The sequence below is a fragment of the Microbacterium sp. bgisy203 genome (assembly GCF_965345155.1).
GTDB lineage: Bacteria > Actinomycetota > Actinomycetes > Actinomycetales > Microbacteriaceae > Microbacterium.
In genome coordinates this window covers 299,684-324,272 of record NZ_CBDRLZ010000002.1, presented here as the reverse complement: position 1 = coordinate 324,272, position 24,589 = coordinate 299,684, and the positions used below count along the sequence as shown (strand labels likewise).

Below are 24,589 nucleotides of genomic sequence, written 5' to 3'. Positions count from 1 at the left end.
TGGCTCGCGAATCACCGCTGGATTCGCGAATCACCTCCGGATTCGCGCGAAGAGCGCGGTGATTCGAGAATCGTATGGTGATTCGCGAGCGAGGCGCGAGGGCGCAGCGAAGGCGCAGAGTGCGGCGCAGCGCGCGGCGCGGGGGTCAGCCGCCGAAGCCCTCGCCGATGAGTTCGATGAGCTCCTCGCGCTCCTCGACCGAGAGGAAGGCGCCGGCGGCGGCGTTCAGCTGGAAGGCCTCGAGATCTTCGAGGCGGTAGTCGAAGGTCTCCGCCAGCAGCGCCAGCTCGCGGGTGAGCGAGGTGCGGCTCATCGTGCGGTTGTCGACGTTCACGGTGACGGCGAACCCCAGCTGGTACAGCAGGTCGAACGGGTGGTCCTCGAGCGCGGTACCCCAGCGCGCGATCGCGCCGGTCTGCAGGTTCGACGACGGCGACAGTTCGAGCGGGATCTCGCGGTCGCGGACCCACCGCGCCAGGTCGCCGAAGGTGACGAGCACCTCGTCGCCCTTCTGCTGCACGACCTCGAGGTCCTCGGCGACACGCACGCCGTGCCCGAGCCGCAGCGCGCGCCCGTCGAGGAGCGCGGAGCGGATCGAGTCGAGCCCGGCCGCCTCGCCGGCGTGGACGGTGACGGGGAAGAAGTGGGATGCCAGGTAGTCGAACGCTGGCCGGTGGTTCGACGGCGGGAACCCGTCCTCGGGCCCCGCGATGTCGAAGCCGACGGCGCCGCGCCCGCGGAAGGCGACGGCGAGTTCGGCGATCTCGAGCGACCGGTCGGTCTGCCGCATCGCGGTGATGAGCTGGCCGACGCGGATGTCGCGGCCCGCGCGGTCGACGGCATCCTCCCCCTCTTCGATGCCCTCCTGCACGGCGTCGACGGCTTCTTCGAGCGACAGGCCACCGGCGACGTGCTGCTCGGGTGCCCAGCGCACCTCGCCGTAGATCACGCCGTCGGCGGCGAGATCCTCGACGAACTCCTTCGCGACGCGGCGGAGCCCGTCGGCGGTCTGCATGACGGCGGTCGTGAGGTCGAACGTCTTCAGGTACTCGACGAGCGACCCCGAATCGCTCTGGTCCTCGAACCAATCCGTGAGGTCGTCGACGGTGTCGGCCGGCACCTCGAGGCCGATCTCGTCGGCGATCTCGAGGATCGTCTGCGGACGCACCGCTCCGTCGAGATGGTCGTGCAGCGACACCTTCGGAAGCGAGCGGATCGAGACGCCTTCGAGCTTCGCGTCGCCGTGCTGATCGATCGCCATGACGTGTCCTTCGGTGGAGAGAGCCGGTGGAGAGAGCCGGTGGAGAGAGCCGGTGCAGAAAGTGAGGAGGTTACGCCGTGATGCGCTCGAGGACGAGCGGGGCGGATGCCGGAGCTTCCGCACCGATCGACCACGCTCCCTCGAGGGCGTCGAGCGCGCGCGCGAAGCGCTTCTCATCATCGGCGAGCAAGGTGAACAGCGGCTGACCGGCCGTGACCTTATCGCCGGGCTTCACGTGCAGGTCGATGCCTGCGGCGTGAACGACCGGGTCCTGCGCGCGGGCGCGTCCGGCACCGAGGCGCCACGCGGCGACGCCGAACGGCAGCGCCTCCATGGCGCCCACCACGCCCGAGGCGGGCGCGGTGACGACGTGCGTCTCGCGCGGCGTCGGCAGGGGCGCGTCGGGGTCGCCGTCCTGCGCGCGGATCATGGCGCGCCAGGTGTCCATGGCGCGCCCGTCCTTCAGCGCCGCTTCGACGTCGGCATCCGGCTGCCCGGCGAGCGTGAGCATCTCGCGGGCGAGGGCGACGGTCAGCTCGACGACGTCGGCCGGTCCGCCGCCGGCGAGCACCTCGACCGACTCGCGCACCTCGTTCGCGTTGCCGATCGTGAGACCGAGCGGGGTGTCCATGTTCGTCAGGAGTGCGGTGGTCGCGACGCCCGAATCGGTGCCGAGGGCGACCATCGCCTCGGCGAGCTCACGCGCCCGGTCGACGTCCTTCATGAACGCGCCCGAACCGAACTTCACGTCGAGCACGAGCGCGTCGGTGCCTTCGGCGATCTTCTTGGACATGATGCTCGAGGCGATCAGCGGGATGGCTTCGACGGTGCCGGTGACGTCGCGCAGCGCGTAGAGCCGCTTGTCGGCGGGCGCGAGACCCGTGCCGGCGGCGCAGATGACCGCGCCGACGTCCTGCAGCTGCCCGAAGATCTCGTCGTTCGAGAGCGCAGCGCGCCATCCTCGGATCGACTCGAGCTTGTCGAGCGTGCCGCCGGTGTGCCCGAGCCCGCGGCCCGACAGCTGCGGCACGGCGGGGCCGAACGAGGCCACGAGCGGGGCGAGCGGCAGGGTGATCTTGTCGCCGACGCCGCCGGTGGAGTGCTTGTCGACGGTCGGCTTGCCGAGGCCCGCGAAGCTCATCCGCTCGCCCGAGGCGATCATCGCGTCGGTCATGACGCGGATCTCGTCGCGGGTCATGCCGTTGAGCAGCACCGACATCGCGAAGGCCGCCATCTGCGAGTCGGCGACGTACTCGCGCGTGTACGCGTCGATCATCCACCGGAGGGCGTCATCGGGCACCTGACCGCCGTCGCGCTTGATGCGGATGACGTCGACGGCGTCGAACGGCTCGACCGCCCCGCCGGGCGCGGAGGCGCTCATCGGGCCGCCTCCAGGTCGCGGGGGCCGAAGGCATCCGGCAGCACTTCATCGATCGTGCGGATGCCGGATACCGTCTCGAGCAGCATGCCCGGGAGCGCGAACTCGTACAGCAGCTGGCGGCAGCGGCCGCACGGCATGATCGTCTCGCCCTGGCCGTTGACGCACACGAACGCGACGAGCTCGCCGCCGCCGGACATGTGCAGGTCGCCGACGAGCGCGCACTCCGCGCACAGGCCCACGCCGTACGAAGCGTTCTCGACGTTGCAGCCGGAGACGATCCGGCCGTCGCTGACGAGCGCTGCGGCACCGACGCGGTAGCGCGAATACGGCGCGTACGCGCGGGTCATGGCTTCGGTGGCGGCGAGACGCAGCTCGTCCCAGTCGATGTCCACGGTCATCACTCCTTGATGTACGGCACGCCGTCAGCGGCGGGTGCCCGGGATTTTCCGACGACCCCCGCGACCACGAAGATCGTCACGAGGTACGGCAGCATCAGCATGAACTCGCTCGGGACGGGCGAGCCGATGACGCTGAGGGTGTTCTGCAGGCTCGACGCGAACCCGAACAGCAACGCCGCGAGGGTCGCCTTGATCGGGTCCCACTGGCCGAAGATCACGGCGGCGAGAGCGATGAAGCCCGCACCCGCGGTCATCTCCTTGTTGAAGGCGATGCCGTTGCCGATCGTGAAGACGGTGCCGCCGACGCCGGCGATGGCGCCCGCGAGCAGCACGTTCCAGAACCGCGTCGCGTTGACTTTGATGCCGACGGTGTCGGCCGCCTGCGGGTGCTCGCCGACGGCGCGCAGGCGCAGGCCCCAGCGCGTCTTGAACATCCCGAACCAGACCAGCGCGACCGCGATGTACATGAGGTAGACGAGGATCGTCTGACGGAAGAGCACCGGGCCGATCACCGGGATCTCGCTCAGGACCGGGATCGGCAGGCGCTCGAACCGCGGCGGATTGTTGAGGGTTCCGGCGTTCGGCTGGAGGACCTGCGAGAACAGGAAGCTCGTGAGGCCGGCCACCAGGACGTTCAGCACGACACCGACGATCACCTGGTCGACGTAGTACTTGATGGCGAAGGCCGCGAGGACGAACGCGACGAGCATTCCCGCGATGGCGGCCGCGAGCAGGCCCGCGATCGGCTGTCGGGTCACCGAGGCGACGAGCGCGGCGGTGAAGGCGCCCGCGAGCAGCTGACCCTCGATCGCGATGTTGACGACACCCGCGCGCTCCCCGATGACGCCCGCGAGGGCGCCGTAGATGAGCGGAATGGCGAGGCCCAGCGCTCCCGCGAGAAGGCCGGCGACGGGGATCGTGCCCCCGGCCGCGGCCCACGTGAGGAAGCCGATGACGAGCACGACGATGAACACGACGACGACCCACAACGGCGACCGGCCGAACGCATGGACGAAGTAGGCGGATGCCGCGGCGAGCAGGACGCAGACGATGAGGCATGCCCACGCGGTCGCCGCGACGGGTGCCGAGATGCTCGGCAGCTGCAAGGCGTCGGCGGCGGTGGACACCTGGAAGGTCGTCATTCCCGAGCGAGGCGCGGCGAGCAGCAGGATGCCGAAGAGCACCGTGAACACCGCGAGCGCGATCGGCGTCTTCCAGCTGCGGATGACGGTGGTCTCGGGCGCGAGGGCGCTCGGCGGGGTCGTGACGACGGCGTCTCCGGTGAGGCTCACGCGGTCACCTCCGATGGGGTGGCGTCGGCATCCGCGCGCTTCTTCAGCTCTTTTTCCCGGGCCTTCTCGCGCTTGCGCGCGTCGCGCTCGGGCGAGGGGAGGAAGAAGATCGTGCGGACGAGCGGCGGGGCCGCGATGAACAGGACGATGAGCGACTGCACGACGGTGACGATCTCGATCGGCACCTGCTCGCTGGCCTGCATCGAGAAGCCGCCGGCTTTGAACGCCCCGAACAGGATGCCGGCGGCGAAGGTCCCCCACGGCGTCGAGCGACCGAGGAGCGCGACCGTGATCGCGTCGAACCCGATGCCCGCATCGATGCCGGCGGTGAAGCCGGTCGTGATCGTGCCGAGCACCTGGTTGACGCCCGCGAGACCGGCGAGGGCACCGGCGATGAGCATGCCGTACACGTACATGTTCTTCACGTCGATGCCGGCGACGCGCGCGGCGTTGGGGTTCTCGCCGACGGCGCGGAACTTGAACCCGAGAGAGGAGCGACTGAGGATCCACCACACGACGATCGTCGCGAGGATGACGAGGATGAACCCGAAGTGCAGGTTGTAGCTCGGGCCGAGGAGCTCGGGGAAGACCGCGGTCTCCTTCATGGCGGGCGACTTGGGGTTGCTCGAGCCCGGTGCCTGCAGGAGTCCGGGGGTGCGGAGCATCCACGAGATCAGGTAGAACGCGACGTAGTTGAGCATGATCGTGACGATCACCTCGTGCGCGCCGGTGCGGGCCTTCAGGACGCCCGCGATTCCCGCCCACAGCGCTCCGCAGAGCATGCCGACGAGGACGGCGAGCGCCATGTGCAGCGGGAACGGGAGGTCGAGGCTGAACGCGATCCAGCCGGCGCCGGCCGAGGCCATGAGCATCTGCCCGCGACCACCGATGTTGAACATGCCGATGCGGAACGCGAGGGCCACGCCGAGACCGGCCGCGATCAGCGGCGTCGCGAAGGTGAGCGTCTCGGTGAAGGGGCGGATGCCGCGGGCGAAGTCGGGCGCGTTCACGTTGTAGATCGCGCCGCGGAACAGCGCGGCGTAGGCGCCGCCGACCGCGTTGCCGATCGCGGCGAAGGTGTCACCGGGTCGCGAGAAGAAGTAGCCCGCGGCGGCCTGGACATCGGCGTCGGTCGCTGCGATGAGGATGCCGCCGACCAGCAGGGCGAGGACGAGCGCGAGGATCGAGATCAGCCAGTTGCCCTGGGTGATCCGCATGAAGGTGAGGTGCCACTTGCCGGGGGCCGGCGCCTCGTCGGCGATCGTGACGCGGGAACCACCCGGGCCCTGTGCTTGCGGGAGACTCACGCGGCCGCCCCTTCCGTGTCGGGGCTCTCGCCCGCCATCATGAGTCCGAGCTGCTCGCGCGGCGTGTCGCCCGGGACGATCCCGACGATCCGACCGCGGTACATCACCATGATCCGGTCGGCCAGCGCCGTGACCTCGTCGAGCTCGGTCGAGACGACGATGACGGGGATGCCGGAATCACGCGTCTCGATGATGCGCTTGTGGATGAACTCGATCGAGCCGACGTCAACGCCGCGCGTCGGCTGTGCGGCGACGAAGAGGCTGAGGTCGCGGCTCAACTCGCGCGCGAGGACGACCTTCTGCTGGTTGCCGCCGGAGAGGCGGCCGACCGGCGTGTCGATCGAGGGCGCACGCACGTCGAACTCCTTGTACTTCTCGGCCGCGAACTCGTCGAGCACTTTGCGTTGCACGGTGCCGGCCTTGACGAACGGCGCCCCGTTCGCGCGGTCGAGCATGAGGTTCTCGGCGATCGTGAACTCTCCGACGAGACCGTCGACCTTCCGGTCCTCGGGGACGAACCCGACGCCTTCGTCGAGGACGTGCCGGATGCTCCGTCCGACGAGCTCTTCGCCGCCGAGGGTGACCGATCCGCGGACGAGCGGCTGCATGCCCATGAGCGCCTCGGTGAGCTCGGTCTGGCCGTTGCCCTGCACGCCCGCGATCGCGAGCACCTCGCCGGCGCGCACCGAGAAGGTCACGTCGTTGACGAGGATCTGTCCGCGCGGGTCGATGACGCTGAGCCCGTCGACGACGAGCGCCTCGTCGCCCAGGGTGGGCGGGTTCTTGTGGACGGTCAGCTCGACGGCGCGGCCGACCATCATCGAGGCCAGCTCCGCGTTCGAGGAGGTCGGGCTCGCCTCGCCGACGACGCGGCCGAGACGGATGACGGTGATGCGGTCGGCGACCTCGCGCACCTCGCGCAGCTTGTGGGTGATGAAGACGATGGACGTGCCGGATGCCTTCAGCTGACGCATGATCTCCATCAGCTCGTCGGTCTCCTGGGGCGTGAGCACCGCGGTCGGCTCGTCGAAGACGAGCACCTTCGCGTCGCGCGAGAGCGCCTTGACGATCTCGATCCGCTGCTGGACGCCGACGGGAAGGTCTTCGACGACGGCGTCGGGGTCGATGTCGAATCCGAAGCGCGCCGAGATCTCCCGCACGCGCTCGCGCGCCGTCTGGAGGTCGAGCATGCCGCCGGCCTTGGTCGGCTCGTGCCCGAGCATGACGTTCTCGGCGACGGTGAAGACGGGGATCAGCATGAAGTGCTGATGGACCATGCCGATGCCGGCGCGCATCGCGTCGCCCGGCCCACGGAACGCCTGCACGTGGTCGTCGAGGAGGATGGTGCCCTCGTCGGCGGTGTAGAGGCCGTAGAGCACGTTCATCAGGGTCGACTTGCCGGCGCCGTTCTCGCCGAGGAGGCAGTGGATCTCCCCCGGCTCGACGACGAGGTCGATGTGGTCGTTGGCGACGAGGGAGCCGAACCGCTTCGTGATGCCGCGGAGCTCGAGCTTCATGGATTCGATCCTAATGAGGGGCGCGCTCGGGGCGCACCCGGGCCGGTGGGGCATAAGGAGGGCGGGGAGGCCGGCGGAACCAGCCTCCCCGCCCGGAGCGGGAATCACCGCGAGGGGATTACTCCGCGAGGTAGGACTTGACCGTGATCGAGCCGTCGATGATGCCGGCCTTGATCGTGTCGAGCTCGCTCTGGAGGTCCGGCGACACCTTGTCCTCGAAGTCGTGGAACGGGGCCAGGCCCACGCCCTCGTTCTCGAGCGTGCCGATGAACGGCGTGGCGTCGAAGTCACCCTTGCCGGCCGCGACGACGGCGTCGTACACGCCGACGTCGATGAGCTTGCGGATCGAGGTGAGGAGCAGGTCGGCCACCGACGGGTCCGTCTCGAACACGTCGGCGTCCACACCGATCAGCGCGATGTCGCGACCCGAGTCGCGGATGACCGACGCGGCCGACTGGTAGATCGGGCCGCCGACGGGCAGCAGCACGTCGACGCCCTGGTCGACGATGCCCTGGGCCGCGTTGATCGCGTCCTGGTTGGCCGCGAAGCCGCCCGTGAACACACCGTCGGTGCCGTCCCAGCCGATGACCTCGACGTTGTCGCTCTTCTCGGAGTTCCAGTAGTCGACGCCCTGCTTGAAGCCGTCCATGAAGATCGAGACGGTCGGGAAGTTCTGACCGCCGAAGGTGCCGACCTTCTTCGCGGTCGAGTACGACGCCGACGCGTAGCCGGCGAGGAACGCGGCCTGCGCGGTGTCGAAGATGATGGGCTTGATGTTCGGCTCGTCGGTCTCGCCGTCGAAGTCCTGGTCGACGATGTCGTCGATCGACAGGTACTCGATGTCGGGGTTGGCGGCCGCCGACTCACCGGTGGCGGCGGCGAGCGCGAAGCCGACCGAGATGATCAGGGTGCAGTTCTGGTCGACGAGCGACTGCAGGTTCGGCGCGTAGTCGGACTCGGAGTCGGACTGCACCTTGACGAAGTCGACGTTCAGTTCCTTCGCGGCCTTCTCGAGACCCTCGAAGCCGAGCTGGTTGAACGACTTGTCGTCGAAGCCGCCCTCGTCGGAGACCATGCACGGCTTGAAGCCGTCGACGGCGCTGCCGGCTTCGCCGGATCCGGTCGGGGAGGTCTCGGGAGCGGAGCCGCAGCCCGCCAGAGCGATGATGAGCCCCGCGGCAGCTGTGATGCCGGCGAGCTTCTTGGTGGTCGAGATGGTCAATGCAGCCTCCACATTGATATGCCCGCGGATTTCGCGGGCGCACGAGTCGAAGTTACCTACTGTGTCGGGCGATTTGCACGCCGGGCCACCCGGTGGGAGCGAATGGTTACAAAGACGCAATGATCCCGATACACGGGACGACGGCGAGGGGTCAGAGCACCTCTCCGCGGCCGCTCAGCTTCAAGGCATCCACCACGCCCTTCACGCGCTGCGCGTGCTCGCTCGTGGTGACCAGCAGCGCGTCCGGGGTGTCGACGACGACGATGTCCTTCACGCCGATGAGGCTGATGACGCGCGTCGTGTGGCTCACGACGATGCCGCTGGCGGCGTCGGAGAGGATCCGCGCGTTCTCCCCGAGAATCGCCAGATCGTTCTTGCGTCCGCCGGAGTTGAGCTTCGCGAGGCTCGCGAAGTCGCCCACGTCGTCCCAGTCGAAGTGCCCGGGCACGACGGCCAAGCGCCCCTTGGCGGCGGCGGGCTCGGCGACGGCGTAGTCGATCGCGATCTTCTCCAGATTCGGCCAGATGCGGTCGACGGCAGGGCCGCGCAGGTCGCGATCGTCCCACGCCTCGGCCAGCTCGACGAGCCCCGCGTGCAGGTCGGGGTTGTTCTCGGCGAGCTCGGCGAGCAGCACGTCGGCGCGCGAGATGAACATGCCCGCGTTCCACAGGTAGTCGCGCGACTGCAGGTACTCCTTGGCGGTGTCGAGATCGGGCTTCTCGACGAAGCGCTCGACGAGGGCGCCCTCCGGCGCTCCGTCGACCGCGAGCATGTCGGCCTTCTTGATGTAGCCGAAGCCGACCGAGGGCTCGGTCGGGGTGATGCCGATCGTGCAGATGTACCCCTCGCGGGCCACGGCGACCGCCTGCTCCACCGCCCAGTGGAAGACGGGGAGCACGCGGATGACGTGGTCGGCGGCGAACGATCCGATGATGACGTCGGGGTCGCGGTGGTGCAAGATCGCGGCGGCCAGGCCGATGGCCGCGGCCGAGTCGCGCGGCTCGGACTCGAGGATGACGTTGTGGTCGGGGATGCCGGGGAGCTGGTCCTCCACCGCCGCGCGGTGCGCGCGGCCGGTGACGACGGCGATGCGGTCGGGCCCGGTCAGCGCTTCGAGCCGGTCCCACGTGTCGCGCAGGAGCGAGTGCCCCGAGCCGGTGAGATCGTGCAGGAACTTCGGCGCGTCCGCCCGCGAGAGCGGCCAGAGCCGGCTCCCAACACCTCCTGCCGGAATCACGGCGTAGAAGTCGTCGATGCGCTGGACCATGGGACACACCCTAATCGGCGGACGGCAAGAACCCGGATTCCTGCGTTTCTCTCGATACCGAGACAACTTAGGGTGGCCTTCGTCGCTCGCCGTCGGGCCCGGACGTAGGATGGTGGAGCGCCCGTGTGCGACGAGAGGGTCAACGAGACAATCACCGACCCGAGGCCGAGGTCGGCCCCCGCCGTGACGAGGTGTCCGATCACACTCGCGATCACACCCAAGGGAGGACGACCGTGTCTGCACCAGCACGCGTCACACCGTCGGTAGCCCAGACCACGTCCAAGACCCCGCGCGGCACGCTGTACCGCGGCAACGAGGGCATGTGGTCGTGGGTCCTGCACCGCATCACCGGCGTCGCCATCTTCTTCTTCCTGCTCGTGCACGTGCTCGACACGGCGCTCATCCGCCTCTCCCCCGAGGCATACGACGCGGTCATCGGCACGTACAAGAACCCGATCATGGGCTTCGGCGAGGTCGTCCTCGTCGCCGCGATCGTCTACCACGCCTTCAACGGCCTGCGGATCATCGCGGTGGACCTCTGGCCGTGGGCCACGCGCCACCAGAAGCAGCTCTGGTGGGGCGTCCTGGGCCTGTGGGTCGTCACCGTCGGCGGCTTCGCCGCACGGCACATCCCGATCGTCCTGTCGAACATCGGAGGAGGTCACTGATGTCCGCTGACACGATCGCGGCCCCGCGCTCGCCGCAGACCCCGGCCCGCAAGAAGGGCGCCAACCTCGAGAAGTGGGGCTGGATCTACATGCGCGTCTCGGGCGTGCTGCTGGTCGTCCTCATCTTCGGTCACCTGTTCGTGAACCTGATGCTCGGCGAAGGCATCGACGGCCTCGACTTCGCGTTCGTGGCCGGCAAGTTCGCCAACCCCTTCTGGCAGTGGTGGGACGTGCTGATGCTGTGGCTCGCCCTCATCCACGGCGCCAACGGCATGCGCACGATCGTCAACGACTACGTCACCGGCGAGAAGACCCGCAAGGTGCTCGTGTGGGCCCTGTGGATCGCGGCCGGCTTCCTCATCCTCCTCGGCACGCTCGTCGTCTTCACCTTCGACCCGTGCCTGGGCGTCGAGAACTCCACCACCGAGTGGCTGATCGAGAAGTGCGCGGCGCTCTAGGGCGCCTGAGCCGCTCCCCCCGGTAGACACCGCAGCAGACGCAGAACAAGACAAGGCATCCTTACGTGAGCACCCAGCATCCCGAGGCCGTCCTGAAGGACGGCGTCTACTACCACGAGTTCGACATCGTCATCGTCGGCGCCGGCGGCGCGGGCATGCGCGCGGCGATCGAGGCGGGCCCCGGTGCCCGGACGGCCGTCATCACCAAGCTCTACCCGACGCGTTCGCACACCGGCGCGGCGCAGGGCGGCATGGCGGCGGCGCTCGCCAACGTCGAAGAGGACTCGTGGGAGTGGCACACCTTCGACACCGTCAAGGGCGGCGACTACCTCGTCGACCAGGACGCCGCGGAGATCCTCGCCAAAGAGGCGATCGACGCCGTCATCGACCTCGAGAACATGGGGCTGCCCTTCAACCGCACCCCCGAGGGCAAGATCGACCAGCGCCGCTTCGGCGGCCACACCGCCGACCACGGCAAGACCCCGGTCCGCCGCGCGTGCTACGCGGCCGACCGCACGGGCCACATGATCCTGCAGACGCTGTTCCAGAACTGCGTGAAGCTCGGCATCAACTTCTTCAACGAGTACTACGCCCTCGACCTCATCACGGTGAAGGATGCCGACGGCAAGACCCAGGTCGCCGGCGTCGTCGCGTACGAGCTCGCCACGGGCGACCTGCACGTCTTCCACTCCAAGGCGGTCATCTTCGCGACCGGCGGCTTCGGCAAGATCTACAAGACGACCTCGAACGCCCACACCCTCACCGGCGACGGCGTGGGGATCGTCTGGCGCAAGGGCCTGCCGCTCGAGGACATCGAGTTCTTCCAGTTCCACCCGACCGGCCTCGCCGGACTCGGCATCCTCCTCACCGAGGGTGCCCGCGGTGAGGGCGCCATCCTCCGCAACGCCTCGGGCGAGCGCTTCATGGAGCGCTACGCGCCGACCATCAAAGACCTCGCGCCCCGCGACATCGTCGCCCGCTGCATGGTCAAGGAGGTCCTCGAAGGCCGCGGCGCCGGCCCCCACAAGGACTACGTCTACCTCGACTGCACGCACCTGGGCGCCGAAGTGCTCGAGACGAAGCTCCCCGACATCACCGAGTTCGCCCGCACCTACCTGGGTGTCGACCCGGTCACCGAGCCCGTGCCGGTCATGCCGACCGCGCACTACGCGATGGGCGGCATCCCCACCAACAACAACGGCGAGGTCCTGCAGGACAACGACACCGTCGTCCCGGGCCTCTACGCGGCGGGCGAGTGCGCGTGCGTCTCGGTGCACGGCGCCAACCGCCTCGGCACGAACTCGCTGCTCGACATCAACGTGTTCGGCAAGCGCTCGGGTCGGAACGCCGTCGAGTACGTCCAGACGGCCGACTTCGTGCCGCTGCCCGAGGACCCGGCGAAGGAGGTCCGCGAGATGATCGAGGGCCTGCGCAACAACCAGGGCTCCGAGCGCATCGCCGTCCTTCGCAAGACGCTCCAGGAGGAGATGGACGCCAACGCCCAGGTCTTCCGCACCGAAGAGACCCTGACGAACGTCATGGGCACCATCCACGACCTGCGCGAGCGCTACAAGAACGTGCACGTCGACGACAAGGGCAAGCGGTTCAACACCGACCTGCTCGAAGCCGTCGAGCTCGGGTTCCTCCTCGACCTCGCCGAGATCGTCGCGTACGCCGCCCGCAACCGCAAGGAGAGCCGCGGCGGCCACATGCGCGAGGACTTCCCCGACCGCGACGACGCCACCTACATGCAGCACACGATGGCCTACCTCACGGGCGACCCGCACTCCCCCGACCCCGAGGACCACATCCGCCTCGACTGGAAGCCCGTCGTGTTCACGAAGAACGCCGAGGGCGAATTGAACTACCCGCCGATGGAGAGGAAGTACTGATGTCGACCGCCATCGTGGAGCAGGGCGCCGAGCAGGGCGCCGCCGTCGCGGGCGAAGAGGCTCCCATCCAGTCGTACCTCGTCACGTTCATCGTCCGCCGGTTCGACCCGGAGACGGATGCCGAGCCGCGCTGGGTCGATTACGACGTCGAGCTCTACCCGACCGACCGCGTGCTCGACGCCCTCCACAAGATCAAGTGGGAGGTCGACGGGTCGCTGAGCTTCCGCCGCTCCTGCGCCCACGGCATCTGCGGCTCCGACGCGATGCGCATCAACGGGCGCAACCGGCTCGCGTGCAAGACCCTCATCAAGGATCTCGACATCTCGCAGCCGATCTATGTCGAGGCGATCAAGGGTCTTCCGCTCGAGAAGGACCTCATCGTCGACATGGAGCCGTTCTTCGCGTCCTACCGCGAAGTGCAGCCGTTCCTCATCGCGAACTCGAAGCCCGAGCCCGGCAAGGAGCGCATCCAGTCGATCGCCGACCGCGAGATCTTCGACGACACCACCAAGTGCATCCTGTGCGCCGCGTGCACGTCGTCGTGCCCCGTGTTCTGGACCGACGGGCAGTACTTCGGCCCGGCCGCGATCGTCAACGCGCACCGCTTCATCTTCGACTCGCGCGACGACGCGGGTGATGTGCGCCTCGACATCCTCAACGACAAGGAGGGCGTGTGGCGCTGCCGCACGACCTTCAACTGCACCGAGGCGTGCCCCCGCGGCATCGAGGTCACGAAGGCGATCGCCGAGGTCAAGCAGGCGATCCTGCGGCACTGACGCATCGGCATCCGGGTGCGTTTCACGCGCCCCTCGATATCCTGACGACGTGAGCGAGCCCCACGCCTCCGCCCGCGCTGCGGCCGATTCGGCGCGCGCCGAAGAGGAATCGCTGCGCGAGCGGTGGGAGATGACGCAGAACGCGTTGCGCGAGCGATGGGATGCCCCGATCAGCGCGGCGACCAAGATCACCCGCAAGACGCTCGCGCTCTTCCCGGTGCGGGTCTGGCGGCACTTCCTGCAGCACAACGGGTTCCTGCTCGCCGCCGGCGTCAGCTATCAGGCGTTGTTCTCGTTCTTCGCCGTCATCTACGTCGCCTTCGCCGGCGTGGGCCTCTGGCTCGGCGGCAGTCCCGCCGCAGTGGAAGCCCTCATCGACGTGATCGACGTCTACCTTCCGGGCCTCATCCGCCCGGAGGGCCAGGGCGGCGTCTTCACGACCGAACAGGTCACCGAGATCGCGACCGGGTCCACCGGCGTGCTGGCGATCACCGGCATCATCGCCCTCCTCACCGCGGCCTGGACCTCGATCGGCTTCGTCACGTTCACCCGTCGAGCCGTCCGCGACATCTTCGGCCTCCCGTTCGACGACCGCTCCTACGTGCTCCTGAAGGCGCGAGACCTCGTCGCCGCGATCCTGTTCGGCATCGCGCTGCTGCTCGGGTCTGCGGTCAGTACGGCGGGCACGTGGGCACTCGGTTGGCTGTTCGAGCTGTTCGGCTGGAGCACGGCATCCGGGTGGTATCGGCTGGGCGTCGGCGCCGCCTCGATCCTCGTCACCGTCGCGCTCTTCACCGGCGCGCTCGCCCTGCTCTTCCGGTTCCTGACGGGCACGTCCCTCAGCTGGCGCCGGATCTTCCCCGGCGCCGTGTTCGGCGGTATCGCGCTGACGATCCTCCAGCTCGGCGCGGGATGGCTCCTGCGCTACACCCCGTCGAACCCGCTGCTGGCGACCTTCGCGATCTTCATCGGTCTCCTGCTGTGGTTCCGGGTGATCGGCATCATCATCCTCGTCGCCGCGTCGTGGATCGCCGTCGCCGCCGAGGACGAGGACGAACCCCTCGCGCATCTCAGCGACGAGGACCGTCTACGCGCGGAGCACGCCGCACTGCTGCTCGCGGCGCAGGTTCGGCTGCGCACCGCGCACGAGGCGTACGACGCCGCGCCCTGGTACCGCCGCCTCGGCACCCGCCGGGCGGTGCGCGACGCGCAGAACGAGCTCGACGAGGTGGAAGCGAACGCCCCCGCCGACGCGAAGCGGCAGGTGTCGCTCATCGAGTGAGCGCACGCGGCGCGCCCTGGGATCTGCCGGTGTCGGAGCGGGTCGTTAGGCTTTTGCGGTGCCCCACTCCTCCTCCCACCTCCGCATCGCCTCGGTCAACGTCAACGGCATCCGCGCCGCCGTCCGGAAGGGCATGAGCGCCTGGCTCGATACCGCCGACGTCGACGTCCTCACCCTGCAAGAGGTGCGCGCCGAGGCATCCGATCTCGCCGCCGCGCTTCCGGGCTGGCACGTGGTCAACGACGAGGCGCTCGCCAAGGGACGCGCGGGCGTCGCGATCGCGGCGCGCGAACCCCTCGACATCTGGCGCGTCGAACTCGGCGACGACGAGTTGGACTCGGAGGGACGCTGGGTCGAAGCCGACATCTCCGTCGGCGGCGAGACCGTGACGGTCGTCTCCGCCTACGTCTTCACCGGCGAGGACGGCACGCCCAAGCAGGACGCGAAGTACGCGTTCCTCGATGCGATGGAGCAGCGGATGCCGCAGCTCGGCGACCTCGCGGTCATCACGGGCGACCTCAACGTCGGGCACCGTACGCTCGACATCCGCAACTGGAAGGGCAACGTCACAAAGGCCGGCTTCCTCCCGCGCGAGCGCGCGTACTTCGACCGATTCACCGGGCCCGCCGGTGCAGAGGTGACCGGCGTCGACGGCTCGAGCGGTGCAGGTCTCGGGTGGGTGGACGTCGGGCGCACGTGGGCCGGCGAGGTCGACGGCCCTTACACGTGGTGGTCGAACCGAGGCAAGGCGTTCGACACCGACACCGGCTGGCGCATCGACTACCACCTCGCGACCCCGACGCTCGCCGCGCGCGTCGTCGACTACCGGGTCGTGCGCGCGCCCTCGTGGGACACCCGCTGGAGCGACCACGCTCCGGTCGTCGCCGACTACGCGCTGCCCGCGGGCTGAGCCCCCCACCCAGCCCGCGGCGACGTGATCAGCTGACGAGCGCTCCGCGCCGCCCGCCGATCCGCATCCACGTCTCGACGACCGTGTCGGGGTTCAGCGAGATCGATTCGATGCCCTGATCGACGAGCCACTGCGCGAGGTCGGGGTGGTCCGACGGACCCTGTCCGCAGATGCCGATGTACTTGCCGCGCTCGCGGCACGCCGCGATCGCCATCGACAGGACCTTCAGCACCGCGGGGTCGCGTTCGTCGAAGATCGCCGAGACGAGCGACGAGTCGCGGTCGAGCCCGAGCACCAGCTGCGTCATGTCGTTCGACCCGATCGAGAAGCCGTCGAACACGTCGAGGAACTCGTCGGCGAGCAGAGCATTCGAGGGGATCTCGCACATCATGATGACCTTCAGCCCGTTCTCGCCGCGCCGGAGCCCGTGCTGCGCGAGGAGGTCGACGACCCCCTGCCCCTCGGCGACGGTCCGGACGAAGGGGATCATGATCTCGACGTTCGTGAGGCCCATGTCGTCCCGGACGTACCGCATCGCCTCGCACTCCATCGCGAAACACTCTCCGAAGCTCGGCGAGACGTATCGCGACGCCCCGCGCCAGCCGATCATCGGGTTCTCCTCGTGAGGCTCGTAGCGGTCACCGCCGAGAAGGCTCGCGTACTCGTTCGACTTGAAGTCGGACAGGCGCACGATGACCGGCTCGGGCCAGAACGCCGCCGCGATCGTCGAAACGCCCTCCGCGACGCGCTGCACGAAGAACTCGCGCGGCCCCGCGTAGGCGGCCGTCGCCTCGTCGATGCGTCGGCGCAGGTCACCCGTGAGGGCATCGCGCTCGAGGAGCGCCCGCGGGTGGATGCCGATCTGGCGGTTGATGATGAACTCCAGCCGGGCAAGGCCCACGCCCCTGTTCGGGAGCTTCGAGAAGCTGAACGCCTGGTCGGGTGTGCCCACGTTCATCATGATCTTGACGGGGACCTCCGGCATGGCATCCAGATGCGTCTCCTCCACCTCGAAGGCGAGCGCGCCGTCGTACACCGCGCCGTCGTCGCCCTCCGCGCACGAGACGGTCACCGTTGCGCCGTCGGTCAGCGCACGTGTCGCGTACCCGGTGCCGACGACGGCGGGGATGCCGAGCTCGCGCGCGATGATCGCGGCGTGGCACGTCCGCCCGCCCCGGTCGGTGACGATCGCCGAGGCCATCTTCATGATCGGCTCCCAGTCGGGGTCGGTCATGTCGGCGACCAGGACGTCACCGGCGCGGAAGCGGTCCATGTGCGCGATGGAGTCGAGCACGCGCACCGGCCCCACACCGATCCGCTGCCCGATCGCCCGCCCCGTGATGAGCACGTCGCCGTGCTCCCTCAGGACGTAGCGCTCCATCACGGCGCCGTCGTCGCGCGAGACCACCGTCTCGGGGCGCGCCTGCAGGATGTAGAGCTCTCCGTCGACGCCGTCGAGTCCCCACTCGATGTCCATCGGGCGGCCGTAGTGGTCCTCGATGACGAGGGCGTGCCGGGCGAGCTCCTCCACCTGCGCGTCGGTGAGGCTGAAGACGCGGCGCTCCGCGTCGGGCACGTCGACGAACGCCGTCGAGCCGCCCACCGACACACCGTCGGTGTAGCGCATCGCGACCGCCTTCTCACCCAGCTGACGCTTCAAGATCGCGGGGCGCCCGGCGCGGAGCGCCGGCTTGAAGACGTAGAACTCGTCGGGGTTGACCGCGCCCTGAACGACCGCCTCCCCCAGGCCGTACGCGCTCGTGACGAAGACGGCGCGATCGAACCCCGACTCGGTGTCGACCGTGAACATCACGCCCGACGCCCCCACGTCGCTGCGCACCATCCGCTGCACGCCGGCCGAGAGGGCGACGTCGAAGTGGTCGAAGCCGTTGTGCACGCGGTACGCGATCGCGCGGTCGTTGTAGAGCGACGCGTACACCTGGTGCACCGCGTCGACGATGTTGTCGACCCCGCCGATGTTGAGGAACGTCTCCTGCTGGCCCGCGAACGAGGCATCCGGCAGGTCTTCGGCCGTCGCACTCGAGCGCACCGCCCAGGTGACCTTCTCGGGATCGGGATCGTTCTCGATCAGCCGCGCGTACGCCGCGCGGATGTCGCGGTCGAGATCCTCCGGGAACGGCTGCTCGCGGATCCAGCCGCGCACCTCGGCGCCCACCCGGGCGAGTTCGGACACATCCGTCACGTCGATCGCGCCCACCGCCGCGGCGATGCGGGCGTCCAGCCCGTCCGTCGCGAGGAACGCGCGGTACGCGTCGGCGGTCGTGGCGAAGCCGCCCGGCACGCGCACTCCGGCATCCGACAGCGCTCCCACCATCTCACCGAGCGACGCGTTCTTCCCTCCCACCTGCGGCAGATCCGCCATGCGGATCTCGTCGAACCACAGGATGTTGCTCATCGTGATCACCTCTGTTCATCGGGGTCGTCAGCGGCGCAGGCGGAACGCCTGCAGGATGACGGCCGACATCTCCTCGACACTCTTGGACGAGGAATTCAAGAAAGGGATGCCGCAGCGCCGGTACAGCTCCTCGGCACGGCGGATCTCCATCGCGCACTGCGCGAGCGACGCGTAGCGCGACGTGGGACGACGCTCGCCGCGCACCTGGCTGAGCCGGAGCGGCGTCGTCGTGAGACCGAAGCACCGATCGGCGTACGGCGCGATCGGGCGCGGCAGCGTCTCGGTCGGGAAGTCGTCGTCGGTGAGCGGGTAGTTCGCGACGAGCACGCCGTGCTGGAGCGCGAGATACATCGTCGTCGGCGTCTTGCCGCAGCGGCTCGGCGCGATGATGATCACCTCCGCGGCATCCAAAGCCCGAAGGCTCGCCCCGTCGTCGTGCTCGATCGCGAACTCCACCGCCCGCATCCGTGCGTGGTAGGCGTCGAGGTCTCCGAGGGCGTGGAACCCGCTCGGCCGGTCGGAGGCCGTGGCACCGAGGGCGACCTCGACCTCGTGGAGATGCCCGCCCAGCAGGTCGATGACCGTCACCGGCGCCGTCTCCAGGCGGGCGCGGAGCTGCGCGTCGCGGATCGTCGCGAAGACGAGGGGGCGGGGCGATGCGGCATCCTCTCGCGCGATGTCGGCGATGAGGGCGTCGAGCTGCTCGGGCGAGGCGACGAAGGGCACGGTGCGATGCGAGAACGCCAGGTCGGGGAAGTTCGCGAGGAGCGCGCTGCCGAGGGTCTCCGCGGTGATGCCGGTGGAATCGGAGACGAAGTACGCCGGGCGCACGACCGCCGTCGGAGTCGCCGTCGTGGTGTGCGTGGCGGCGGTCGCCGCGGTGGCGGTGACAGGTGCGGATGACTCGTTCATCTCGACGTCCGGTCTGCGGCATACGTTGCCGCAATCCTTACGGTACGCCGGGCCTTACGGCTTGTCGCGCCTTCGCGCCGTGACAAACCGAATTCGTCCGGGCCGGGTGGGCTCGTCGCGCTCCGTAGGATGGAGGGATGACCAGACCCCGCCTCTATTCCGGAATGCAGCCCTCCGCCGACTCCCTCCAGGTCGGCAACTACATCGGCGCGCTTCTGCAGTGGCGGGACCTGCAGGACGCGTACGAAGCGTTCTTCTCGGTCGTCGACCTGCACGCCCTCACGCAGCCGAACGACCCGGCGGAGCTCCGCGAGAAGACCCGGCGCACCGCCGCGCAGTACATCGCGGCGGGCATCGAGCCGTCGCGCTCGACCCTGTACGTGCAGTCGCACGTGCCGGCGCACACCGAGCTCGCGTGGGTGCTCTCGACGATCACCGGGTTCGGCGAGGCCGGACGGATGACGCAGTTCAAGGACAAGTCGGCGCGCTACGGCTCCGATCAGACGAACGTGGGCCTGTTCACCTATCCGGTCCTCATGGCCGCCGACATCCTGCTGTACCAGACCGACATCGTGCCGGTCGGCGACGACCAGAAGCAGCACGTCGAGCTGACGCGCGACCTCGCCGAGCGGTTCAACTCACGCTACGGCCAGACCTTCACGGTGCCGATCCCGGTCATCCAGAAGGAGACGGCGAAGATCTACGACCTGCAGAACCCGACCGCGAAGATGTCGAAGTCGGCCGAGTCGGATGCCGGTGTGCTGTGGCTGCTCGATGACCCTTCGGTGTCGGCGAAGAAGGTCATGCGGGCCGTCACCGACTCGGAGGGCTCGGTGCGCTTCGACCGCGAGGCGAAGCCCGGCGTCTCGAACCTGCTCACGATCTACGCGGCCCTCTCCGGACGTCAGATCCCCTCGATCGAGGACGAGTACGCGGGCCGCGGCTACGGCGACTTCAAGAAGGGCCTGGCCGAGGTGATCGTCGAGGAGTTCGGTCCCGTGCGCCAGCGCGCCCTCGACCTGCTGGCCGACCCCGCCGAGCTCGACCGCGTCCTGGCATCCAACGCCGACCGTGCCGCCGAGGTCGCGAACGCGACCCTCGCCGACGTCTACAACAAGGTCGGCCTGCTCCGCCGCCGCTGACGCCGGCGCGGGGCCCGGTGCCGGCGAGCGCGAGCGCTCCGGCTTCGGCTCCGGCGCCGGCAACTCTCGGGCGAACACAACTCAGGCAGAACCGGGCCACACGACCGCCTGCAGGCGGCTCGGAGCAGTTCTGCCTGAGTTGTGTCGCGCGCGACCCTGACCGACTGACCGACTGACCGACTGACCGACTGACCGACTGACCGACTGACCGACTGACCGACTGACCGACTGACCGACTGACCGACGCCACCGGCAACGGCGGTGCGCGGCTACGATTCCGCGGACGGCGGCCGCTACATCACCGCCTGCGAAGAAGAGGTCCTCGGCCAAGGGACGGAACGTCACAAGACCGAGCTGCGCCGCGGCGAGGTCGCGTTTGCGGTCGCGCCGCTGCTTCTCCCACCCCTCGTGGTGCGCCTTGCTGTCACATTCGATGATCAACCACCCCTCAACGAGGAAGTCGACGCGCCCGACGCCGGAGATGACGACTTGGGTCTCGTAGCGCAGGCCGAGCTGACGGAGGATCAGCCGCATGAACGTCTCGCTCCCCGCTTCCGCGGTGGGGTCAGCGAGGCGGAGGATTGTGCGGTAGCGGCGCGGAAGACCGCTGAATACGTCCCGCACCTCGTCCCAGGTCATCAGACCGGCGTGCAGAACGCTGTCGACGGTGGCAACGGCGGCGCGCGGCTCCTGACATCGAACGGCTTGCCGGAGCGCGTCATGAAGCCCGACTGCCGCGAGTCCCTCGGGCGGCTCGCGCAAGGGCGACCAATGCAGGCACAGGCCCGCTCTGTCAGCCGAGGCGAGGCTACGCGCCGCATCGTGGGGTGAGCGCAGGCGTGACGCGGAACGGGCGAGGTGAACGTGCACGCGGCGGGGATCGAGAACGAAGACTCCGGCCAGAGCGAGCACGGAAACGCACGCGAGGCGTCCACCCACCCGCACGGCGCGTTCGACGGGGCCGCCTCCGCCCACCATGTAGCGATCCCTGCGCACGCGGACGAGTTCACCCGCCGCCACGGCGCGCCGAATCTCGTGCGCCCGCATCCCCAGGGCATGCAGGTCGACTCGGCGCAGGACCTGCGACGCGGTGTGAGGCGAGGTATCCATGCCGCCACCCTGACTGAGCGGTTGTCGGCGGCGGGCGCCCAGAGCGGGATCTGGGGAGCGATTCGCAAACTGGCTGGTTGTGGAGGAGTCGGTAACCGGATCACAACTCAGGCAGAATGCGCGGATTCGGGGCGTCACCGAGTCGAAGATGTCGTTCTGCCTGAGTTGTGTCACAGGTGTGTCACAGAGGCCCACGGCACGGGCACGGCCACTGACGTCACGGAGCAGGAGGCGGATGCCGGGCGGCGCTAGGGTCGGGAGGGTGGAACCGGTGATCCTCGCGACGGAGCGACTCGAACTTTCCCTGCCCGGTGAGTCGGACATCGACGCGATCTTCGACGCATGCCAGGACCCCGACACGCAGCGGTACACAAGCGTCCCGGCACCGTACGAGCGGCGCCACGCCGAGGAGTTCGTCCCGCGCGTCGCGCAGCAGTGGACCGAGGGCGTCCACCTGACGTGGGCGATCCGCGAGGGCGATGTCCTCGCGGGCACGATCGGGCTCTACCGCCTCGACGGCCACAGCGCGGGAGAGATCGGCTACTGGGTCTCGCCCTGGTCGCGCGGGCGCGGCGTCGTGACGGAAGCCGCACGCGCCGTGATCGACTGGGGCTTCTCTCCCGAAGGGGCCGGCCTCACTCGGATCGAGTGGCGCGCCGTCGTCGGTAACACCGCCTCGGCGCGCGCCGCGCGCACCCTCGGCTTCCGCTACGAGGGGCTCCTCCGCGCGGGCCTCGCCGGCAAGGAGGGTCGCGTCGACGGCTGGGTGGCGGGGCTCCTGCGCACCGACGACCGCACGCCGCAGCCCTGGTCGATCATCCCGAACTGACCGGGCCCGCGCGCGCTCCGGACGAGAACGCGCGGCCGGCCCGCGTGTCCTCGACACGTGGCACGATGGCAGGGACGACAAGGGCGGGGACGACAGGAGACTCGGATGCCGGAGATGCCCGAGGTCCAGGGGCTCGTGGACTTCCTCGCCGCCCGCGCGACGGGCCTGGAGATCACGAAGGCGACGATGGCGAGCTTCTCGGCGCTGAAGACCTACGATCCGCCGATCGACGCCCTGAAGGGCACGACGGTCACCGCCGCGCGCCGGCACGGCAAGTTCGTGGACCTCGAGACGGATGCCGGCACGCACCTCGTCTTCCACCTCGCGAAGGCCGGATGGCTGCGCTGGTACGAGCAGCTCCCCGCGACCGTGATCCGCCCCGGGAAGACCCCGATCGCCCTGCGCGTCGGGTTCGACGACGGCTCGGGGTTCGACCTCACCGAGGCCGGCACCAAGAAGTCGCTCGCGGTCTATGTCGTGCGCGACCCCGCGGAGGTTCCCGGGGTCGCGCGGCTCGGCCCCGACCCTCTCGACGACACGTTCACGCTCGAGGTCTTCGCGGGCCTCCTCGCGGGTCGCCGCACGCAGATCAAGGGGGTCCTCCGCGACCAGTCGATCATCGCGGGAGTCGGGAACGCGTACTCCGACGAGATCCTCCACGCCGCGAAGATGTCACCCTACGCCCTCGCCGCGAACCTCGACGACGCGGACGTCGCGCGCCTGTACGACGCGATGCGCACGACGCTGACGGATGCCGTGACGCAGGCATCCGGCAAGCCGCCCGCCGATCTGAAGGACGCCAAGCGGCGCGGCATGGCGGTGCACGGGCGGCGCGGCGAGGCGTGCCCGGTCTGCGGCGACGAGGTGCGGAGCGTCTTCTTCGCCGACAACAGCCTCGAATACTGTCCGACGTGCCAAACCGGCGGCAAGCTTGTCGCCGACCGCCGCCTCTCGCGCCTGCTGAAGTGAGCGTGCCGCGCCGGTGATCACGCCGCGCCGGTGCGACGCCTGTCAGTCGGTCGTGCCCATGAGGATGCGCGCGTCTTCGTCGACCCAGTCGATCGACTTCCGCACCGCCTTCTTCCACTGGCGGTAGCGGCGGACGCGCTGGTCGGCATCCATCTGCGGCTCGAAGCGGACGTCTTCCTGCCAGTAGTCGCGCAGCTCGTCGAGTGAGGACCAGACGCCGACCGCGAGCCCCGCGGCATACGCGGCGCCGAGAGCGGTGGTCTCGACGATCTTCGGCCGCACGACCGGGATGCCGAGGATGTCGGCCTGGAACTGCATGAGCAGCCGGTCGCGGGTCATGCCGCCGTCGACGCGCAGCTCGGTGAGCTCGCGCCCCGCGTCGGAGACGACGGCCTCGATGACGTCGCGGGTCTGGAATGCGGTCGCCTCCAGCGCCGCGCGCGCGATGTGCGCCTTCGTGACGTAGCGCGTGAGCCCCACGAGCGTGCCGCGCGCGTCGGGCCGCCAGTACGGCGCGAACAGGCCGGAGAAGGCGGGCACGAAGTAGGCCCCGCCGTTGTCGGCGACGGACGAGGCGAGCTCTTCGACCTCTTCGGACGTGCGGATGATCCCGAGGTTGTCGCGCAGCCACTGCACGAGCGATCCGGTGACGGCGATCGACCCTTCGAGGGCGTAGTGCGCCGGCTCGCCCTCGAGCTGGTAGGCGACGGTCGAAATGAGTCCGGCCTTCGACCGCACCACGTCGGTCCCGGTGCTCACGAGGAGGAAGTTCCCCGTGCCGTAGGTGTTCTTCGACTCTCCGGCGTGGAACGCGGCCTGGCCGAACGTCGCCGCCTGCTGGTCGCCGAGGATGCCGGCGATCGGGGCTCCGGCGAGCTCCGTCGGCTGCCGAATCTCGCCGAAGACCTCGGACGACGATCTGATCTCGGGGAGCATCGCCCGCGGGATGCCCCAGACGTCGAGCATCTCATCCGACCACTCGAGGGTCCGCAGGTCCATGAGGAGCGTGCGCGACGCGTTGGTGACGTCGGTGACGTGGATGCCGCCGTCCGGCCCGCCGGTGAGATTCCATACGACCCACGTGTCGGGCGTTCCGAAGAGCAGGTCGCCGGCCTCGGCGGCGGCGCGCGCGCCGTCGACGTGTTCGAGGATCCACGCGATCTTCGACGCGGAGAAGTAGGTGGCGAGCGGCAGGCCGGTGATCTCGGCGAACGCCTGCACGCCGCGTGCGCGGATGAGCCGGTCGATCCGCGGCTGCGTGCGGGTGTCCTGCCAGACGATGGCGTTGTGGACCGGCTGCCCGGTGCGCCGGTCCCAGACGATCACGGTCTCGCGCTGGTTCGTGACCCCGACGGCGGCGACGTCGTCGCGCGTGAGCCGCGCCTCGGCGAGCGCCCGCGCCATGACCCACTCGGTGTTGGTCCAGATCTCGACGGGGTCGTGCTCCACCCGGCCGGCGCGGGGGAAGATCTGCTCGTGCTCGCGTTGAGCGCTCGCCACGATCTGCGCGGATGCGTCGAACACGATCGCCCGGGTCGAAGTCGTCCCCTGGTCCACCGCGATCACATGGTCTGGCATGT

General features: G+C 69.2%; 21 protein-coding genes. 9 read left to right on the top strand and 12 right to left on the bottom strand.

All coding sequences use genetic code 11. The annotated features are described in order from the left end of the window. Positions 1 to 145: 145 nt before the first annotated feature. The 8 genes from ACRVYW_RS04840 to ACRVYW_RS04805 all read right to left on the bottom strand — a co-directional run bounded on the left by ACRVYW_RS04840 (position 146) and on the right by ACRVYW_RS04805 (position 9,645). On the bottom strand, positions 146 to 1,261 hold the full coding sequence (locus tag ACRVYW_RS04840) for an adenosine deaminase (protein ID WP_431802230.1): 1,116 nt from the start codon (positions 1,259 to 1,261) through the stop codon (positions 146 to 148). Positions 1,262 to 1,331: 70 nt separating this feature from the next. Beyond that, positions 1,332 to 2,642, bottom strand: coding sequence for a thymidine phosphorylase (locus ACRVYW_RS04835; protein WP_431802228.1), 1,311 nt, complete (start codon positions 2,640 to 2,642; stop codon positions 1,332 to 1,334). Then, on the bottom strand, positions 2,639 to 3,040 hold the full coding sequence (locus tag ACRVYW_RS04830; RefSeq protein WP_431802226.1) for a cytidine deaminase: 402 nt from the start codon (positions 3,038 to 3,040) through the stop codon (positions 2,639 to 2,641). Before ACRVYW_RS04830 ends, ACRVYW_RS04835 begins: the two co-directional genes overlap by 4 nt. Then, the gene (locus ACRVYW_RS04825) at positions 3,040 to 4,332 is read right to left on the bottom strand and encodes an ABC transporter permease (RefSeq protein WP_431802224.1); all 1,293 of its coding nucleotides are present in this window, start codon (positions 4,330 to 4,332) and stop codon (positions 3,040 to 3,042) included. The genes ACRVYW_RS04830 and ACRVYW_RS04825 overlap by 1 nt, the downstream gene beginning before the upstream one ends. Beyond that, positions 4,329 to 5,639, bottom strand: a complete 1,311-nt coding sequence (locus ACRVYW_RS04820) for an ABC transporter permease (RefSeq protein ID WP_431802222.1) — start codon at positions 5,637 to 5,639, stop codon at positions 4,329 to 4,331. The genes ACRVYW_RS04825 and ACRVYW_RS04820 overlap by 4 nt, the downstream gene beginning before the upstream one ends. After that, positions 5,636 to 7,156: an ABC transporter ATP-binding protein gene (locus tag ACRVYW_RS04815; RefSeq protein ID WP_431802220.1), complete on the bottom strand. Its 1,521-nt coding sequence runs from the start codon at positions 7,154 to 7,156 to the stop codon at positions 5,636 to 5,638. Before ACRVYW_RS04815 ends, ACRVYW_RS04820 begins: the two co-directional genes overlap by 4 nt. A gap of 118 nt (positions 7,157 to 7,274) precedes the next feature. After that, on the bottom strand, positions 7,275 to 8,378 hold the full coding sequence (locus ACRVYW_RS04810; RefSeq protein WP_431802218.1) for a BMP family lipoprotein: 1,104 nt from the start codon (positions 8,376 to 8,378) through the stop codon (positions 7,275 to 7,277). 151 nt (positions 8,379 to 8,529) lie between these two features. Beyond that, the gene (locus tag ACRVYW_RS04805; RefSeq protein ID WP_431802216.1) at positions 8,530 to 9,645 is read right to left on the bottom strand and encodes a mannose-1-phosphate guanylyltransferase; all 1,116 of its coding nucleotides are present in this window, start codon (positions 9,643 to 9,645) and stop codon (positions 8,530 to 8,532) included. 233 nt (positions 9,646 to 9,878) lie between these two features. Between ACRVYW_RS04805 and sdhC the strand changes: the two genes are divergently transcribed. From sdhC to ACRVYW_RS04775, 6 genes are all read left to right on the top strand, one after another. Then, the gene (gene sdhC, locus ACRVYW_RS04800; protein WP_431802214.1) at positions 9,879 to 10,313 is read left to right on the top strand and encodes a succinate dehydrogenase, cytochrome b556 subunit; all 435 of its coding nucleotides are present in this window, start codon (positions 9,879 to 9,881) and stop codon (positions 10,311 to 10,313) included. Next, the gene (locus ACRVYW_RS04795) at positions 10,313 to 10,771 is read left to right on the top strand and encodes a succinate dehydrogenase hydrophobic membrane anchor subunit (RefSeq protein ID WP_431802212.1); all 459 of its coding nucleotides are present in this window, start codon (positions 10,313 to 10,315) and stop codon (positions 10,769 to 10,771) included. The genes sdhC and ACRVYW_RS04795 overlap by 1 nt, the downstream gene beginning before the upstream one ends. A 65-nt stretch (positions 10,772 to 10,836) precedes the next feature. Beyond that, positions 10,837 to 12,663, top strand: a complete 1,827-nt coding sequence (gene sdhA / locus ACRVYW_RS04790) for a succinate dehydrogenase flavoprotein subunit (protein WP_431802210.1) — start codon at positions 10,837 to 10,839, stop codon at positions 12,661 to 12,663. Next, positions 12,663 to 13,439 (top strand): succinate dehydrogenase iron-sulfur subunit, encoded by a 777-nt coding sequence (locus ACRVYW_RS04785; protein ID WP_431802208.1) that lies wholly within the window; start codon positions 12,663 to 12,665, stop codon positions 13,437 to 13,439. The genes sdhA and ACRVYW_RS04785 overlap by 1 nt, the downstream gene beginning before the upstream one ends. A 49-nt stretch (positions 13,440 to 13,488) precedes the next feature. After that, positions 13,489 to 14,721: a YihY/virulence factor BrkB family protein gene (locus tag ACRVYW_RS04780; protein ID WP_431802206.1), complete on the top strand. Its 1,233-nt coding sequence runs from the start codon at positions 13,489 to 13,491 to the stop codon at positions 14,719 to 14,721. Between the two features lie 58 nt (positions 14,722 to 14,779). Further along, complete coding sequence (locus tag ACRVYW_RS04775; protein WP_431802204.1) at positions 14,780 to 15,631, top strand: exodeoxyribonuclease III; 852 nt, start codon at positions 14,780 to 14,782, stop codon at positions 15,629 to 15,631. 28 nt (positions 15,632 to 15,659) lie between these two features. Here the strand turns inward: ACRVYW_RS04775 and ppsA are convergent, their stop codons facing one another. Both ppsA and ACRVYW_RS04765 read right to left on the bottom strand, forming a co-directional pair. Further along, complete coding sequence (gene ppsA, locus ACRVYW_RS04770) at positions 15,660 to 18,047, bottom strand: phosphoenolpyruvate synthase (protein WP_431802202.1); 2,388 nt, start codon at positions 18,045 to 18,047, stop codon at positions 15,660 to 15,662. Between the two features lie 27 nt (positions 18,048 to 18,074). Next, positions 18,075 to 18,959, bottom strand: coding sequence for a pyruvate, water dikinase regulatory protein (locus ACRVYW_RS04765; RefSeq protein WP_431802200.1), 885 nt, complete (start codon positions 18,957 to 18,959; stop codon positions 18,075 to 18,077). 137 nt (positions 18,960 to 19,096) lie between these two features. On the opposite strand from ACRVYW_RS04765, the gene trpS reads away from it, so the two are divergent. After that, positions 19,097 to 20,101: a tryptophan--tRNA ligase gene (gene trpS / locus ACRVYW_RS04760; protein WP_431802198.1), complete on the top strand. Its 1,005-nt coding sequence runs from the start codon at positions 19,097 to 19,099 to the stop codon at positions 20,099 to 20,101. 81 nt (positions 20,102 to 20,182) lie between these two features. Here trpS and ACRVYW_RS04755 read toward each other — a convergent pair whose 3' ends face one another. Continuing rightward, positions 20,183 to 21,211, bottom strand: coding sequence for a hypothetical protein (locus tag ACRVYW_RS04755; protein WP_431802196.1), 1,029 nt, complete (start codon positions 21,209 to 21,211; stop codon positions 20,183 to 20,185). A 262-nt stretch (positions 21,212 to 21,473) separates the two neighbouring features. Between ACRVYW_RS04755 and ACRVYW_RS04750 the strand changes: the two genes are divergently transcribed. Further along, positions 21,474 to 22,040, top strand: a complete 567-nt coding sequence (locus ACRVYW_RS04750) for a GNAT family N-acetyltransferase (protein ID WP_431802194.1) — start codon at positions 21,474 to 21,476, stop codon at positions 22,038 to 22,040. 105 nt (positions 22,041 to 22,145) lie between these two features. Next, positions 22,146 to 23,009, top strand: coding sequence for an Fpg/Nei family DNA glycosylase (locus tag ACRVYW_RS04745; protein ID WP_431802192.1), 864 nt, complete (start codon positions 22,146 to 22,148; stop codon positions 23,007 to 23,009). A gap of 42 nt (positions 23,010 to 23,051) precedes the next feature. Here the strand turns inward: ACRVYW_RS04745 and glpK are convergent, their stop codons facing one another. Beyond that, positions 23,052 to 24,587 (bottom strand): glycerol kinase GlpK, encoded by a 1,536-nt coding sequence (gene glpK / locus ACRVYW_RS04740; protein ID WP_431802190.1) that lies wholly within the window; start codon positions 24,585 to 24,587, stop codon positions 23,052 to 23,054. Between the last annotated feature and the right edge of the window lie 2 nt (positions 24,588 to 24,589).

Excerpts from the sequence above, each read along its gene's own strand:
- ACRVYW_RS04840 (WP_431802230.1), bottom strand. The coding sequence starts at position 1,261 with ATGGCGATCGATCAGCACGGCGACGCGAAGCTCGAAGGCGTCTCGATC.
- ACRVYW_RS04835 (WP_431802228.1), bottom strand. The coding sequence starts at position 2,642 with ATGAGCGCCTCCGCGCCCGGCGGGGCGGTCGAGCCGTTCGACGCCGTC.
- ACRVYW_RS04830 (WP_431802226.1), bottom strand. The coding sequence starts at position 3,040 with ATGACCGTGGACATCGACTGGGACGAGCTGCGTCTCGCCGCCACCGAA.
- ACRVYW_RS04815 (WP_431802220.1), bottom strand. The coding sequence starts at position 7,156 with ATGAAGCTCGAGCTCCGCGGCATCACGAAGCGGTTCGGCTCCCTCGTC.
- ACRVYW_RS04805 (WP_431802216.1), bottom strand. The coding sequence starts at position 9,645 with ATGGTCCAGCGCATCGACGACTTCTACGCCGTGATTCCGGCAGGAGGT.
- ACRVYW_RS04795 (WP_431802212.1), top strand. The coding sequence starts at position 10,313 with ATGTCCGCTGACACGATCGCGGCCCCGCGCTCGCCGCAGACCCCGGCC.
- ACRVYW_RS04785 (WP_431802208.1), top strand. The coding sequence starts at position 12,663 with ATGTCGACCGCCATCGTGGAGCAGGGCGCCGAGCAGGGCGCCGCCGTC.
- ppsA (WP_431802202.1), bottom strand. The coding sequence starts at position 18,047 with ATGAGCAACATCCTGTGGTTCGACGAGATCCGCATGGCGGATCTGCCG.
- ACRVYW_RS04765 (WP_431802200.1), bottom strand. The coding sequence starts at position 18,959 with ATGAACGAGTCATCCGCACCTGTCACCGCCACCGCGGCGACCGCCGCC.
- trpS (WP_431802198.1), top strand. The coding sequence starts at position 19,097 with ATGACCAGACCCCGCCTCTATTCCGGAATGCAGCCCTCCGCCGACTCC.
- ACRVYW_RS04755 (WP_431802196.1), bottom strand. The coding sequence starts at position 21,211 with ATGGATACCTCGCCTCACACCGCGTCGCAGGTCCTGCGCCGAGTCGAC.
- ACRVYW_RS04745 (WP_431802192.1), top strand. The coding sequence starts at position 22,146 with ATGCCGGAGATGCCCGAGGTCCAGGGGCTCGTGGACTTCCTCGCCGCC.
- glpK (WP_431802190.1), bottom strand. The coding sequence starts at position 24,587 with ATGCCAGACCATGTGATCGCGGTGGACCAGGGGACGACTTCGACCCGG.